Annotated in this window: 10 protein-coding genes and 1 pseudogene; 7 read left to right on the top strand and 4 right to left on the bottom strand. The window is 70.6% G+C overall.

The genetic code is table 11. The features are described from left to right. Window positions 1-311: 311 nt before the first annotated feature. On the bottom strand, window positions 312-1,010 hold the full coding sequence (locus ACYUD3_RS28190; protein ID WP_470975545.1) for a MerR family transcriptional regulator: 699 nt from the start codon (window positions 1,008-1,010) through the stop codon (window positions 312-314). Between the two features lie 946 nt (window positions 1,011-1,956). Between ACYUD3_RS28190 and ACYUD3_RS28185 the strand changes: the two genes are divergently transcribed. From ACYUD3_RS28185 to ACYUD3_RS28175, 3 genes are read left to right on the top strand one after another with little or no spacing between them, the layout of a single operon-like run. After that, window positions 1,957-3,492 (top strand): flavin-containing monooxygenase, encoded by a 1,536-nt coding sequence (locus tag ACYUD3_RS28185; protein WP_470975543.1) that lies wholly within the window; start codon window positions 1,957-1,959, stop codon window positions 3,490-3,492. Beyond that, on the top strand, window positions 3,489-4,388 hold the full coding sequence (locus tag ACYUD3_RS28180) for an alpha/beta fold hydrolase (RefSeq protein ID WP_470975541.1): 900 nt from the start codon (window positions 3,489-3,491) through the stop codon (window positions 4,386-4,388). The genes ACYUD3_RS28185 and ACYUD3_RS28180 overlap by 4 nt, the downstream gene beginning before the upstream one ends. Then, on the top strand, window positions 4,385-5,260 hold the full coding sequence (locus ACYUD3_RS28175) for an SDR family oxidoreductase (protein ID WP_470975539.1): 876 nt from the start codon (window positions 4,385-4,387) through the stop codon (window positions 5,258-5,260). Before ACYUD3_RS28180 ends, ACYUD3_RS28175 begins: the two co-directional genes overlap by 4 nt. Window positions 5,261-5,268: 8 nt before the next feature. Here the strand turns inward: ACYUD3_RS28175 and ACYUD3_RS28170 are convergent, their stop codons facing one another. Further along, the gene (locus tag ACYUD3_RS28170) at window positions 5,269-8,532 is read right to left on the bottom strand and encodes a S41 family peptidase (RefSeq protein WP_470975537.1); all 3,264 of its coding nucleotides are present in this window, start codon (window positions 8,530-8,532) and stop codon (window positions 5,269-5,271) included. A 154-nt stretch (window positions 8,533-8,686) separates the two neighbouring features. On the opposite strand from ACYUD3_RS28170, the gene ACYUD3_RS28165 reads away from it, so the two are divergent. The 4 genes from ACYUD3_RS28165 to ACYUD3_RS28150 all read left to right on the top strand — a co-directional run bounded on the left by ACYUD3_RS28165 (window position 8,687) and on the right by ACYUD3_RS28150 (window position 13,135). Continuing rightward, the gene (locus ACYUD3_RS28165) at window positions 8,687-9,289 is read left to right on the top strand and encodes a TetR/AcrR family transcriptional regulator (RefSeq protein ID WP_470975535.1); all 603 of its coding nucleotides are present in this window, start codon (window positions 8,687-8,689) and stop codon (window positions 9,287-9,289) included. 139 nt (window positions 9,290-9,428) lie between these two features. Continuing rightward, window positions 9,429-11,630: an MMPL family transporter gene (locus ACYUD3_RS28160; RefSeq protein ID WP_470975532.1), complete on the top strand. Its 2,202-nt coding sequence runs from the start codon at window positions 9,429-9,431 to the stop codon at window positions 11,628-11,630. Between the two features lie 80 nt (window positions 11,631-11,710). Continuing rightward, window positions 11,711-12,220: a formylglycine-generating enzyme family protein gene (locus tag ACYUD3_RS28155; RefSeq protein ID WP_470975529.1), complete on the top strand. Its 510-nt coding sequence runs from the start codon at window positions 11,711-11,713 to the stop codon at window positions 12,218-12,220. Between the two features lie 69 nt (window positions 12,221-12,289). Next, window positions 12,290-13,135: an EamA family transporter gene (locus ACYUD3_RS28150; RefSeq protein WP_470975526.1), complete on the top strand. Its 846-nt coding sequence runs from the start codon at window positions 12,290-12,292 to the stop codon at window positions 13,133-13,135. On the opposite strand, the gene ACYUD3_RS28145 is transcribed toward ACYUD3_RS28150, so the two are convergent. Continuing rightward, on the bottom strand, window positions 13,136-13,831 hold the full coding sequence (locus ACYUD3_RS28145) for a TIGR03943 family putative permease subunit (RefSeq protein WP_470975523.1): 696 nt from the start codon (window positions 13,829-13,831) through the stop codon (window positions 13,136-13,138). Beyond that, a pseudogene (locus tag ACYUD3_RS28140) lies at window positions 13,828-14,781 on the bottom strand (permease); the annotation flags it as partial. The pseudogene ACYUD3_RS28140 and the gene ACYUD3_RS28145, both read right to left, overlap by 4 nt. Between the last annotated feature and the right edge of the window lie 396 nt (window positions 14,782-15,177).

The following is a 15,177-nucleotide window of genomic DNA, read 5'->3' as shown; positions in this document are numbered from 1 at the left end:
AGCTGGGGAGCTGGGGAGCTGGGGAGCTGGGGAGCTGGGGAGCTGGGGAGCTGGGGAGCTGGGGAGCGGAGTCGGTGGTGGGGCGGCTGGGCTGGGGGGGGGCTTGGGCTTTGGCTCGCCTTGGGGTTCGGTTCGCCCTGAGCTCCGGCCCGCCTTGGCTTTTCTGTCCGCCCTGGTCTCCGGGCCGCCTTGATCCCTGGCTTGCTTTGCCCTCGGCTCGGCTTCCCCGCCTGTTCTGGCTTTTGGCTTGCCTCGGTATCCGGTTTTCGTGTGCTCGGTCTTCTCGGTTCGGCTTCCAGTCTCCGTCTCGGTCAGCCTGGGGGCTGCTGGTCTGAGTCTGGGGCCGCCCCTGGTCCCGCCTCCGAGGTCGAACCTCCGTGTTCTCCGCTTGGCTGAAGAGGTATGGAGAGGTGGCGGTCCAGGGCCAGGGAGAGTTCTGCTGCTACCACGCTTTGGGCCAGGGGGCGGAAGTGGGTGAGGTCGGGGGTGGGGGTGTGGTGGTGGAGGAAAGTGGTGAAGAGGGTGGCCAGGGCTTCGGCGTGGGTGCGGACCTGGTGGGCTGTTGCCAGGATTTCCGACAGGGGGATGCCGTCGCGGACCAAGGTGGTGGAGACGTCCAGCAGGCGGCGGCTGATGTGGACGATTTCGTCGCCGTCGGTGCCCAGGTAGCCGAGGGCCAGGGCGGCTGCCAGGTTTTCCGGGGTGGACTGGTCGCCGAAGCGGGCTGCCAGTTCTTCGGGGGTGAGGTGGACCGGTTCTTCCTCGGTGGGGGTGATGCCGAGGAAGTCGGCGACGTCGTGGCCCCGGTCAAGGGCTTCTGCCAGTTCGGCGATGCCGTTCAGGGTGTGGCCGCGTTCTAGGAGGGCCGTGATGGTGCGCAGGCGGGCCAGGTGGTGGTCGTCGTACCAGGCGATTCGGCCTTCGCGGCGGGGTGGGGCGAGGAGTTTGCGTTCGCGGTAGAAGCGGAGGGTGCGGACGGGGATGCCGGCCAACTCGGCCAGCTCTGCCATGCGGTACTCGCGCTTCGCCGAGTTGTCCGTGTCCGGGCTCGGGGCGTCCCCCCGATCGTCGGCGGTTGGGCTTGGGGCACTCCTCCGACTGTCCGTGTTCGTGTCCGGGCTCCCTTGTCGGCTGTCCGTGTCTGGGCTCGGGCCTTCCTTCCGGCCGTCCGTGTCCGGGTTCGGGCCCGCTTTCCGGTCAGCCGCATTCAGACCTGCCCCGCCCTTTTGATCGTCGGCGGCTGGGCTTGGGCCACTCCTGTGACTGTCCGTGTTCGTGTCCAGGCCCCCCTCCCGACCGTTCGTGTCCGGGGCCTCCTTCGGGCCGGCCGCATTCAGACCTGCCGCATTCAGACCTGCCGTGCTCTTTCGACCGTCCGCGTCTGGGCTTGGGCCACTCCTCTGACCGCCCGCGTCCGAGTCCGGGCTCCCCTTCCGACCGTCCGAGTCCGAGCCCCCCTTCGGGCCGACCACATTCAGACCCGCCCCGCCTCTCCGGCCATCCATCTCCGAGCTCAGGCCCCTCTCTCGGTCGGCCGCATCCAAGTCCGCCGTGTCCCTCCGGCTGCCCGCATCCAGCCCCGAGTCCGCCTCCCGGCTCCCCGCGTCCAGCTCTGAGCCCCTCTCTCGGCCGGCCGCATCCAAGCCCGTCCCCCTCCTCCGGCTGCCCGCGTCCAGCTCCGAGCTCCCCTCCCGGCTGCCCGCGTCCAGCCCTGAGCTCCCCTCCCAGCTGCCCGCATTCAACCCCGAAGCCCCCTCCCGGGTGCCCGCGACCAGGGCCGAAGCGTCCTCCCCGCCCCCCACACTCCCATCCCCTCGGCTCTCCGTCACGACCGCACCCTATGTCGTACCGGGGGTAACTTTCCTCTGTCTGGGGGCTACCCATCAGTACCTTGCTGTTCTACTCTCCCCATTGCGCCAGTGATTACTGGCAGGGTCTTGTGGAGGAGGGTGGGCGATGGGTGGGCGGGAGCGGGTGCGGGTGGTTGTCGTCGGGTCCGGGTTTGGGGGGCTTGGGGCGGCTGTTCGGTTGCGGCGGGAAGGGGTTACCGACTTTGTTGTGCTGGAGCGGGCGGACAGTGTGGGGGGGACCTGGCGGGATAACAGTTATCCCGGGTGTGCTTGTGATGTGCCCTCGCATTTGTATTCGTTTTCCTTTGCTCCCCATGCCGAGTGGCCGCGTACCTTTTCCGGGCAGGGGCATATTCGGGCTTATCTGGAGCGGGTTGCCGATGTGTTCGGGGTGCGGGGGCATCTGAGGTTCGGTGCTGAAGTCGAGCGGATGGTCTGGAACTCGGAAGGGCTCTGCTGGGATATTGATACCGGGCGGGGGTTGTTCTCCGCTGACTTTGTTGTTTCGGCTACCGGGCCGCTCTCCGATCCCAAGGTTCCTGATGTTCCGGGGCTTGAGTCCTTTTCCGGTGAGGTGTTTCATTCCGCTCGGTGGGATCATGGAATTGATCTGCGGGGGAAACGGGTCGCGGTGGTCGGGACCGGGGCCTCGGCGATTCAGATCGTTCCGGCGATCCAGCCGCTCGTCTCCCGGCTGACGCTGTTCCAGCGGACGCCCGCCTGGGTCATGCCCCGCGTCGACCGGGAGATCAGCGGCGCCGAGCGGGCGCTGCACCGGGCGTTGCCGTTCACGACCCGGCTGCGGCGTGGACTGCTGTGGGGGATGCGGGAGTTGCAGGTCCAGGCGTTCACCAAGCACCCCGACGAGCTGGGATTCGTCGAGAAGTTGGCTAGGCGGAACATCGCGCGATCCATCAAGGACCCTGTGCTGCGAGGGAAGTTGACGCCCGACTACCGGATCGGGTGCAAGCGGATCCTGCTGTCCAGCAGCTACTATCCGGCGCTCGCCCGGCCCAACGTCGACGTCGTCGCGAGCGGGCTCAAGGAGATTCGCGGGAATACGCTGGTCGCCGCCGACGGGAGTACGGCCGAGGCGGATGTGATCGTCTTCGGGACCGGGTTCCATGTCACCGATATGCCGATCGCCGAGCGGGTCGTGGGGGCCGACGGGCGTTCGCTCGCCGAGCATTGGGAAGAGCGCGGGATGGAGGCGCTGCGCGGGGCCACCGTACCCGGGTTTCCCAATCTCATGACGGTCATCGGGCCCAATACCGGGCTCGGGAATTCGTCCATGATTCTGATGATCGAGTCACAGTTGAACTATATGGCCGATTATGTTCGGCAATTGGGGATGCTGGGTGGGAGGGTCGCTCTTGATGCGCGGCCCAGTGCCGTTCATCGGTGGAATCTGCGGGTGCAGGAGCGGATGAAGCGGACGGTGTGGAGTACCGGGGGGTGCGTCAGCTGGTATCTCGACGCTCAGGGGCGCAATACGACCGTGTGGCCGGGGACGACCGGTGAATTCCGGCGGGCTACCCGGTACGTCGATCTCGGGGAGTACGCGGTGCTGCGCGATCCCGGGTCCTTTGGCGTCGAGTCTGTCGAGTCCGGGTCCGCCGATTCCGCCGAGGTGACCGCATGAGCCGGATCGACTCCTACGCCCCGCCTGTTCCCGACCGCGCGCTGACCGTCGTATCCAGGGACGGCAGTCCTCTGCACGTCGAGATTCATGGGCGAGGGCCTGCCGTTGTGCTCGCGCATGGGTGGACCTGTTCGACCGGGTTCTGGGCCGCTCAAGTGCGTGCGCTGCGGGTGGATCATCGGGTGATCGTGTACGACCAGCGGGGGCATGGGCGTAGTCCCGCGAGTGCGGTGTGCAGTACCGATGCCCTTGCCGATGATCTTGAGGCGGTGTTGGCGGGCACGCTTTCGGCGGGGGAGAAGGCTGTGGTCGTCGGGCATTCCATGGGGGCCATGACCGTGATCGCCGCCGCTCGGCGGGCGGTGTTCCGGGAGCATGCCGTGGCCGCGCTGCTGTGCAACACCGGGAGTTCGCGGCTGGTCGGGGAGGCGACCGTCGTGCCGTTGCCGGGTGGGCGGTTGCGGACGTGGGTGACCGGGCGGATTCTGGGGACGGGGGTGTCGCTCGGGCCCGTGAACGCGGTCGGGAAGCGGGTGTTGCGGTACGCGACCATGGGGGTGGGGGCCGCGCCGGAGGCGGTGGAGGCGTGTGCGCGGATCGTGCACGCGTGTCCCGCTGGGGTGCGGCAGGCGTGGGCCCGGGTGTTGGAGGGGCTGCAACTCGACGCTCTTGTACGGGAGTTGGAGCTTCCCGTCGCCGTTCTTGTGGGGAGCGTCGATCGGCTCACGCCGGCTGTGCAGGGGCGGCGTATCGCTGCCGCGCTGCCTCAGTGCGTGGGGGTCACCGAGTTGGCCGGGGCCGGGCATATGGGGCCCGTCGAGCGGCCTGCCGCCGTGAGTGCCGTCATTCGTGAACTGTCCGGCCGGTACTGCCAGTTGAAGGAGGAGGGCGCATGAGCAAGGTGGGTCTTGAGGGGCAGGTCGTCGTGGTCACCGGGGCGGCTCGGGGGGTCGGGGCGTTGCTGGCGCGGAAGTTGTCGGCTCGGGGGGCCGTTGTCGCGTTGGTGGGGCTGGAGTTGGAGGCGTTGAAGGGGGTTGCTTCTCGGCTGCATGGTGAGAGCGGGTATTGGTACGCCGACGTCACCGATCAGGTCGCCATGTCCCGGGTTGCCGCTGAGGTCAAGGAGCGGTTCGGGAAGGTCGATGTCGTCGTGTCCAATGCGGGGGTTGCCGCCGGGGGGACGTTGCTCGACTCCGATGCGGGGGCCTGGCGGCGGGTCATCGAGGTCAATCTCATCGGGTCTGCGGTGACTGCTCGGGCGTTTCTTCCGGTGCTGGTGGAGAGCCGGGGGTATTTGTTGCAGATTGCCTCGCTTGCGGCGATGGTTCCTGCGCCGATGATGAGTGCGTATTGCGCGTCCAAGTCGGGGGTGGAGGCGTTCGCGCACAGTTTGCGGGCCGAGGTGGGGTATCGGGGGGTGCGGGTCGGGGTCGGGTATCTGTCGTGGACCGATACCGACATGGTGCGGGGGGCTGATCAGGACGCGGTGATGCGGGAGTTGAGGGAGCGGTTGCCTTGGCCGGCGAACAAGACGTATCCGTTGGGGCCGGCGGTTGATCGGCTGGTCGCGGGGGTGGAGCGGCGGGCCTCGCATGTTTACGCGCAGTGGTGGTTGCGGGGGATGCAGGGGGTTCGGGGGGTGTTGCCTCTGGTGGTGGGGGCGGCTGGGGGGCGGGAGATGCGGAGGGTGGCGGCTCGGGTGGAGGGGGTGCGGGGGGAGTTGGTGGGAGCCGGGGGTGCTGCGGATGAGGTGGCTCGGGGGGCGTAGGGGGGGGCTCAACCCCCCTCCCTCGGCGGCAACTTCGGCCGCGACCGGTCCGGTACGTCCCGGTACCCCGGCGGATCCGCCACCGCACCCCCCTCCAGCAACTCCAACGCCAACCCCACCGCGTCGTCCAACTGCGCATGCCTCCCCTCCGCCCAGTCCAGCGGAGTTCGCAGCGCCTCCACGTCCGGATCCACCCCCCTGTTCTCCACCGTCCACCCGTACGCGTCGAACCACGCCGCGTTCATCGGGACCGTGATGACCGTCCCGTCCCCCAGCTGGTGCCGGCCGGTCATCCCCACCACCCCGCCCCATGTCCGCTGGCCCACCACCGGGCCCAGGCCCAGCAGTTTGAACGCGGCCGTGATCATGTCGCCGTCCGACGCCGTCGCCTCGTCCGCCAGCGCAACTACCGGGCCCCTGGGGGCGTTTGACGCGTACGACACCGGCTGGGCGTTTCTCGTCAGGTCCCAGCCGAGGATGGTGCGGGAGAGTTTTTCCACCACCAGCTCGCTGATGTGACCGCCCGCGTTGCCGCGGACGTCGACGATCAGGGCGGGGCGGGAGACCTCCATGCGGAGGTCGCGGTTGAACTGGGCCCAGCCGGAGCCGCCCATGTCGGGGATGTGGAGGTAGCCGCACCGGCCGCCGCTCAACTCCCTTACCACTTCTCGGCGTTTGGCCACCCAGTGCTGGTAGCGGAGGGGGCGTTCGTCGGTGAGGGGGACCACGGCCACTCGGCGGGGGCGGTCCTCGTCGAGGAACGTCAGCTCTACCGTCGTGCCGCCCGCGCCCGCCAACAGGGGGTAGGGGCCCGCCACTTCGTCAACCTCGCGGCCGTCCACGTGGGTCAGAGTCGCGCCCTCGCGAATTCCCGTTCCCGCCAAGGGAGATCGCGCCTTGGAGTCCGACGAGTCGCCGGGGAGGATGCGGGTCAGGATCCAACTGCCGTCCCGGTAGGTGAAATCCGCGCCCAGCAGGCCTTGCAGGCGCTGGTAGTGCGGCGGGCCCTCGTTGCGGCGGGCGGGGGCGACGTACGCGTGGGATGTGCCCAGCTCGCCGAGGACTTCGCGGAGGAGGTCCGCGAACTCGTCGGGGGACGCCACCCGTTCGACCAAGGGGCGGTATTGGTCCAGGACCGCCTCCCAGTCGATGCCGCACATCCCGGGGTCCCAGAAGTACGACTTGATCAGGCGGCCCGCCTCCGCGTACGACTGGCGCCACTCGGCGCCGGGGTCCACCTCGTGGAGGATGCGGCGCAGGTCGATCCAGACCGTCGAGTCCAGGTCGCCGAGTTCGGTGGAGGGGACGGCGCGCAGCTCGCCCTCGTCGACGACCACCAGGCGCGTGCCGTCGCCGCTGACCGCGAACCAGTCCAGGTGGCCCACGAGTTCGGACTTCTTCGCCTTGCTGATGGTGAAGTACTCGAGGGTCGGACGGCCGCTGGTGTCGGCGGGGTTGGCGAAGGTCTCGCCGAGCGCGCCGGAGATGGGCCAGCGCAGCCAGACCAGTCCGCCGCCGGCGACCGGGCAGAGCGCGGAGTACTTCGACGCCGTCACGGGGAACGGGGTCACGCGGTTCTCCAGGCCCTCGACCTCCACGGTCACCGCCGCGCCCTCGACCTCCTCGCCGGGGTCCAGGCCGCCCGCTGCCGGGCGGCCGTCGGGGCTGAGGGCGAAGGGGGACGGGGTCGCCGAGGACAGCGGGACCAGGTAGGGGCGGCAGCCCAGGGGGAAGCTGAGGTCGCCGGTGTGGACGTCGTACACGGGGTCGAAGCCGCGCCAGGAGAGGAAGGCGAGGTAGCGGCCGTCGCTGGTGAAGACGGGGTTCTCGTCCTCGAAGCGGCCGTTGGTGACGTCCACGATCAGGCGGTCCTTGATGCGGGCCATCTTGATCTGGCGGAGGGAACGGCCGATGCCGGGGTGCGACCAGGTCAGCCAGTTGCCGTCGGGGGAGAAGGCGAGGTCACGGACCGGGCCGTTGAGGGAGCGGATCAGCTCCACCGGTTCGCCGGCCACAGCAGCATCGTCAGCAGCACCTCCGGCAACCCCCTCCTCGTCCCCCGAAACCCCCGTCTCCAGCAACAGCACCCGCCCGTCATGCGAGGCAATGGCCAACCGCTCCCCCTCCGCGTCCGACACCAGCTCCAGCACCCTCCCCAGCCCCCCGCCCGCCAGCCGCCTCCCCTCCCGCGCCCCCGACGCCCGCGGCAGGTACGCGATCTCCACCGCGTCCTCCCCCTCCGCGTCCGTCACATACGCCACCCGCCCGCCGGGCCCCAGCATCTCCGGCAGCCGTACCCGCACCCCGGCCGTGTCGGCGATGGTGCGGGCGGGGCCGTCGCGGTGGGTCAGCCAGTAGAGGCTGCCGCGTACGACGACGGCGCTGGCGCGGCCGGTCTCGTCGACGGAGATGCCGTCGACGTGCTGCGCGGCCGGGATCTGGTACGGGCGCCGGCCCGCGCGGGGGCCGCCGAGGCGGACGTCGAGGCGGCGGGGTGCGGAGCCGGCGGCGAGGTCGTCGACCAGCCACAGGTCGCCCGCGCACTGGTAGACCACCCGGGTGCCGTCGGTCGAGGCGTTGCGGGCGTAGAAGGCGTCGTGGTCGGTGTGGCGGCGCAGGTCGGTGCCGTCGTGGGCGCAGGAGTAGAGGTTGCCGACGCCCTCGTGGTCGGAGAGGAAGGCGACGCGGCCGGCGACGAAGAGGGGGCTCGCGAGATGGCCGTCGAGGCCGTCGAGGAGGCGGCGGCCGTGCAGCCAGAGGCGGCCGGTCGCGCCGCCGCGGTAGCGCTTCCAGGCGGCCGGTTCGTGCGGCGGGGTGCCGGTCAGCAAGAGGGACTGGCGTTCGCCTTCCACGTCCGTGACCTGGAGGTCGGTGACCGGGCCCCAGGGGAGCCGGCCGCCGGGGGCGCCGGTCGGGGGGACGTCGTAGGCCCAGGTGAAGTAGGAGAAGGGCTGGCCGTGCGAGGTGACGGCCAGGACGTGGCCCTCGGGGGTCCAGCCGCAGACGCGGGTGTCGACGCTGCCCCAGTAGGTGAGGCGGCGGTCCTGGCCGCCGGCCACGGGGACGACGTGGATCTCGGGGACGAGGCTGTGCCAGTTGGTGTAGGCGATCTCGGTGCCGTCGGGGGAGAAGCGGGGGTGGCCGGTCTTGGTGCGGTCCACGGTGAGCCGCCAGGCCCGGCCGGGGCCGTCGAGCGGGGCCAGCCACAGGTCGTCCTCGGCCACGAAGCACAGGAGGTCGCCGCTGAGGTGCGGCAGGCGCAGATAGCTCACGGTTCCCATGCTTTTCCGGCGGCTGCGCGCGGGCAACTTATGCACCGCTGACACACGTGACCCAGCACACGTACGAAACGGTTTCGTTTCGCTTGGCGCTCGGGGTATCTTCATGGTCAGAGGAAGCGGACAGAGCAGAGTGGAGAGTGTGGCTATGACTGAGGTCGCGACGGCGCGTCGCAGTCGTATCTCGCCCGAGCGCGAGGCCGAGCTGTACGAGGCCGTGCTCGAACTGCTCCGCGAGGTCGGCTACGACGCCCTCACCATGGACGCCGTGGCGGGCCGCACCCGCTCCAGCAAGGCCACGCTCTACCGCCAGTGGGGCGGCAAGGCCGAACTCGTCGTCAGGGCCATCCGGCACAGCAAGGCGCATCCCGTCGAGCCGGTCGACACCGGCAGCCTCCGCGGCGACATGCACGCGCTGATCCGGCTGGAGGACGACTGCGTGCACGAGCGGAACTCGGCGCTGATGCGGGGGGTCGCCATGGCGATGCACAGCAACCCCGATCTGCGCGAGGCCCTGCGGGCGCAGCTCGTCGACCCCGAACTCTCCGAGTTCCACCAGGTGATCGAGCGGGCCGTCGACCGCGGCGAGGTCCAACCGGACTGCCCCGCACTGGAGTTCATGCTCCACATGATGGTCGGCGGCTTCGTCACCCGCATGCTCCTCGACGACCAGCCGCCCACCCAGGCCTTCCTCCTGTCGTACATCGACGCCGTGGTCCTCCCCGCGCTCGGCGTCCCCGCGCACGACTGACCCTCCCCAACTCGCAGTAATCCAGCACCTCCTGACGTCACACCGCTCATGTCGTCGGGCCGATCAGCCGCGCCCTCCCCGCCCGCGGCCGGTCCCCCCTGCCCATCAACACCCCACGACTGACCGGGAGTACGCCTCCGTGGCCACGTTCCTCTACAAACTGGGCCGGTTCGCCTTCCGGCGACGCAACGTCGTCGCCCTGATGTGGATAGCCCTCCTCACCCTCGCCGGGGTCGGCGCCGCCAGCGCGCCCAGCGCCGGCTCGACCTCCTTCTCCATCCCGGGCACGGAAGCGCAGAAGGCTTTCGACCTGCTGGAACAGCGCTTCCCCGGGATGAGCGCGGACGGCGCCACCGCGCGCGTCGTCTTCAAGGCCCCCGCCGGGCAGTCCATGAACGACGCCGCCAACAAGGCCGTCGTCGAGAAGACCGTCGAAGAGCTGAAGTCCGGCTCCGAGGTCACCTCCGTCGCCGACCCCTACACCGGCCGGGCCGTCAGCGAGAACGGCCAAGTCGCCTACGCCTCGGTCAAGTACAAGGTCTCCGGCATCGAACTCAAGGACTCCTCGCGCACCGCCCTGGAGGAGGCCGGAGCGCACGCCCGCGCCGCCGGGCTGACCGTCGAGATCGGCGGTGACGCGCTCCAGGCCACGCCGGAGGTCGGCGGCACCAGCGAGATCATCGGCATCGGCGTCGCCGCGGTCGTCCTCGTCATCACCTTCGGCTCGCTCATCGCCGCCGGGCTGCCGCTGCTCACCGCGATCATCGGTGTCGGCATCGGTGTCGCCACGATCACCGCCCTGGCCAGCGCCCTCGACCTCGGCTCCACGACGTCCACGCTCGCCCTGATGATCGGCCTCGCCGTCGGCATCGACTACGCCCTGTTCATCGTCTCCCGCTACCGCGCCGAACTCGCCGAGGGCCGCGAGCGCGAGGAGGCGGCCGGGCGGGCCACCGGGACGGCCGGATCGGCGGTCGTCTTCGCCGGGCTCACCGTCGTCATCGCCCTCGCGGGCCTGGCCGTCGTCAACATCCCGATGCTGACGAAGATGGGCATCGCGGCGGCCGGCACGGTCGTCATCGCCGTCCTCATCGCCCTCACCCTGGTCCCCGCGCTCCTCGGGTACGCCGGCAAGAAGGTCATGCCGACCGGTACGAAGAGCAGGCTGCTCGGCGGGAACAAGGCTTCCGCGAAGGCCGCGGGGCCCAACATGGGCACCCGCTGGGCGAGTTTCGTCGTCCGCCGGCCGATCGCCGTGCTCCTGCTGGGAGTTGTCGGGCTCGGCGCCGCCGCCATCCCCGCCTCCTCGCTCGAACTCGGGCTGCCCGACGACGGTTCGCAGCCGGCGTCGACCACCCAGCGGCGCGCCTACGACCTGCTCTCCGACGGGTTCGGGCCCGGCTTCAACGGGCCGCTGATGATCGTCGTCGACGCCAAGGGCAGCAAGGACGCGCAGGCCGCGTTCACCAAGGTCGGCGAGGAGATCAAGGGGCTGAAGGACGTCGTCACCGTCACCCCGGCCGCGCCCAACAAGGCCGGGGACACCGCGACGATCACCGTCATCCCGGACTCCAAGCCGTCGTCGGTGACGACCGAGGACCTCGTCCACAGCATCCGCGACAAGGGGGCGCAGGTCGCGGCGGAGACCGACGCGAAAGTCCTGGTGACCGGGGCGACGGCGATGAACATCGACGTCTCGCAGAAGCTGAACGACGCGCTGGTGCCGTATCTGATCCTCGTCGTCGGCCTCGCGTTCCTCCTCTTGATCGTGGTGTTCCGGTCGGTGCTCGTCCCGCTGAAGGCGGCTCTCGGGTTCCTGCTCTCCGTCATGGCGGCGCTCGGCGCGGTCGTCGCGGTCTTCCAATGGGGCTGGTTCGCGGGGCTGTTGGGGGTCGAGGAGACCGGGCCCGTCATGTCGATGATGCCGATCTTCATGGTCGGCGTGGTCTTCGGGCTCGCGATGGACTACGAGGTGTTCCTCGTGACCCGGATGCGGGAGGCGTTCGTGCACGGGGAGCAGCCGACGCAGGCGGTCGTCACCGGCTTCAGGCACGGGGCGCGGGTCGTCTCGGCCGCCGCCGTGATCATGATGGCGGTGTTCGCCGGGTTCATCGGCGCCTCCGAGTCCATGATCAAGATGATCGGGTTCGGGCTCGCGATCGCCGTCTTCTTCGACGCGTTCGTCGTCCGCATGACGATCGTCCCGGCCGTCCTCGCCCTCCTCGGCAAGAAGGCCTGGTGGCTGCCGAAGTGGCTGGACCGGGCGCTGCCCAACGTCGACGTCGAGGGCGAGGGGCTGCGCACCGAGCCGGCTCCGGGGAAGGAACTCGTACGCGCCTAGCGGGCGTACGCACGAGCCGCCGGTGAGGGTCCGTGGGGACGGGGAGCCCTCACCGGCACCAACCTTGCGATCATCAGCCCATGGACTTACAGATGATCAAGGTCGACGGGGCTGAGGTCACCGTCAACTCAAGCCGTGGCAGCGGCACTTGGACGAGGGAACTGCCGCCGTACGAACTGGCGGCGCACCCGGTCTCGCAGGCGGACTACGCCGAGCTGACCGGGGCGCCGCTCTCGGCGTCCCCGCAGCCGGCCGCCGGCGTCTCCTGGTGGGACGCCGTCCGGTACTGCAACACCCTTTCCCTGGCGGAGGGGTTGCGGCCGGCCTACCGCTTCCACGCGGACGGGGTCGACCTGCTGGCGGACCCGCTCGGCTACCGGCTGCCGACGGAGGCGGAGTGGGAGCACGGCTGCCGCGCGCCGAGTCCGGTGTGGGAGTGGTGCTGGGATCTGTACGACCCCCAGGTGTACGGGACTTACCGGGTGCAGCGGGGCAACTGGTCGGACTTGAGGAGGAGTTCGGAGCGGCGGCGGAGCCATCCGGCGCTGGCGGGGGACGACGTGGGGTTCCGGGTGGCCCGGGCGGGGTGAACTCCCTTGGGGGCGGCGGGTGTCCGGATGCGGTGCGTGGTGGGTACAGCTACCGCTAGCGTGCCGGTCATGACCCCTGCCGTCACCGCCGCCGTCCTGCTGGCGGCCGTCACGCACGCCTGCTGGAACGCGCTCGCGCACCGGATCCCGGACAAGCTCGTCGCGTTCACGCTGATCGCCGGGGGCGGGGCGGTGATCGGGCTGCTGATGCTGCCGTTCGGGGCCGTTCCCGCCGGGCCGGCCCGGCCCTGGCTGCTGCTCTCCGTCGTCGTCCATCTGCTCTACCACCTGCTGCTCATGCGGTCGTTCCGGCTCGGGGACTTCGGGCAGGCGTACCCGATCGCGCGGGGGAGCGCGCCGCTCGTCGTGACGGTGTTCGCGGCCGGGTTCGCGCACGAGGTGCCCGACGGCTGGGGCGCCGCCGGAATCGCCTTGTGCTGTACGGGACTTACCGGGGTCGCGCTGTGGGGGATGCGCGGGAAGGCGCCCAACTGGCCTGCGGTCGGGGCCGCGTTGGCGACCGGGGTGGCCATCGCGTCGTACACGGTCGTCGACGGGCTCGGGGTGCGGGCGTCAGGGAGCGCGGTGGGGTACACCGGGTGGCTGATGCTGCTGGAGGGCCTCGCGATACCGGTGTACGGGTGGTGGCGGTGGCGGGGGGAGATGGTGCGGACTCTGCGGCCGTACGCGGGAGTTGGACTGCTCGGGGCGGCGCTGTCCGTGCTCGCCTATGGCCTGGTGCTGTGGGCGCAGACGCGGGCCGAGCTGGCGCCGATCGCGGCGCTGCGGGAGTCGTCGATCATCGTGGGGGCCGCGATCGGGGCCGTGTTCTTCAAGGAGCGGTTCGGGGCGCCGAGGATCGCCGCCGCCGGGCTGCTGGTGGTGGGGATCGGGCTGATGCTGCACGCCGGGTGATCAGCCCAGGGGGAGGGCGTCCATGTAGGCGTTCGAGGGGCGGGGGGTCTCGCGGACCGTGCGGGCGTCAAGTGCCGCCTGGGCGGAGGGAGTTCCGATGGCTCCTTGCGGGTGCCAGGCGCCGGTGACCGACACCCAGGTGTCCGCCTTCGGGGCGTCGGCGCCGTACACCTTGATCTTCAGGGCGGTGGCGTCGGCGGCGCAGCAGCTGACCAGGAGGCGGGTCAGGTACCAGTGGCCGTCGGCGGCCGGGGTGACGAAGCCGGACATCGTGACCTGGCGGTGCGCGATCGCCTTCGTGCGGTCCTGCTGGACGCGTCTGGTGAAGTCGCCGAGGGTGATGGGGAGCGGGGCGGTGGCGGGGAGCGGGTCGAAGTCCGTTTCCTCCGTGACCACTTGGGGGGTCTCCCGGGCCGCCGTGTACGCGCCCAGCGCGGGCGGCGCGAACAGCAGCAGGCTCACCGCCGGCAGGAACAACAGCCAGGCCACGCGCGGGACATGACCCTCCGACCCGGTGTTGCGGTGCGTCGCCCAGACCTCCGCGAGACCGAGGACGACGAGGACGGCGCCGGAGGCGATCAGCAGCGGGCGCATGCCCTCCTTGACGTACCGCAGATAGGTGTCCGTCAGCAGCGCGGCGTGCAGCAGGCCGGCGCCGATCAGGGCCAGCATCGCCGCCTGGAGCAGGCGTTTCACAGCAGGATTCCTCCGGTCAGGGCGGCGGCCAGGACCGCCACGACGACGGTCGCCGTCGAGAAGCGGACCGCGAAGGCCCGTCCGAACGTGCCGGCCTGCAAGGCGATCAGCTTCAGGTCGACCATCGGGCCGACCACCATGAACGCCAGCCGGGCGGTGGGGGAGAAGCCGGTCAGGGAGGCCGCGACGAACGCGTCCGCCTCCGAGCAGACGGCCAGCAGGATCGCGAGGGCGGCGAGGAACAGCACGGACAGCCAAGGGGAGTTCGCGAACGTGTCGACCCAGGCGCGGGGGACGGCGACGTTGAAGGTGGCCGCCGCCATCGCGCCGACGACCAGGAAGCCGCCCGCGTGCAGGAAGTCGTGCTGGAACCCTTGCCTGAACTCCAGCCAGCGGCTGCCGCCGGGGGTGTGGCCGGTGTGGCGTACGGCCGGCTTCAGCCAGTCGGCGCGGCCGAAGCGGAGCCATAGCCAGCCCATCGCCGCGGCTGTCGCGAGGGAGGCGGTGAAGCGGGCGGCGACCATCTCCGGGTTGCCGGGGAAGGCTACCGCCGTCGCGGTCAGGACGATCGGGTTGATCGCCGGGGCCGAGAGCAGGAACGCGAACGCCGCTGCCGGGTGAACTCCCCTTGCTATCAAGCTGCTTGCCACCGGGACGGACGCGCATTCGCAGCCCGGCAGCACCACGCCTGCGGCGCCTGCCACCGGGACGGCCAGTGCGGGGTGGTTCGGCAGCAGGCGGCGGAACACTGACTCCGGTACGAACGCGTTGATCGCGCCGGAGAGGGCGGTGCCGAGGAGGAGGAAGGGGATCGCCTGGACGGTGACGGCCATGGCGACGGTCCGCCAGGCGGCCATCGCCGGGGACTCGGCCCAGCGGCCGAGGAGGAAGAGGGTGAGGCCGGGGAGGGTGGCTGCGGCCAGGAGGAGGAGGGGGGCGTGGCGGGGCCAGGGGGTGGGGGAGGAGGGGGAGTTGGGGGTGGGGGGTGACTGCGGGGCCGGGTCTGGTTCGGGGGCTGGCTGGGGGTGTGGGGTTGGGTGGGGTGCTGGGGGCGGCTGGGGGTGCGGTTGTGGGGTTGGGTGGGGTGCTGGGGGCGGCTGGAGGTGCGGTTGTGGGGCTGGGTGGGGTGCTGAGGTGGACTGCGGGGTCGGCTCTGGGGAGGGGGCCGGCTGCGGCTGTGGGGCTGGGCTGGGCTGCGACTGGGGTTCCGGCTGTGGCTGGAACATTGGCTGCGGCTGCGGCTTCGGGGCTGACTTCGGCTGGGGGTGCGATGGAGGTTCCGGCTGCGGTTGGAATCTTGGCTGCGGCAGTGGCTGCGGCTGCGGCAGTGGCTCCGACTGTGGTGC

The sequence above is a fragment of the Streptomyces sp. AMJ-169 genome (genome assembly GCF_055597585.1).
The sequence above is the reverse complement of the archived record's forward strand: the minus strand, read 5'-3'. Positions and strand labels throughout refer to the sequence as shown.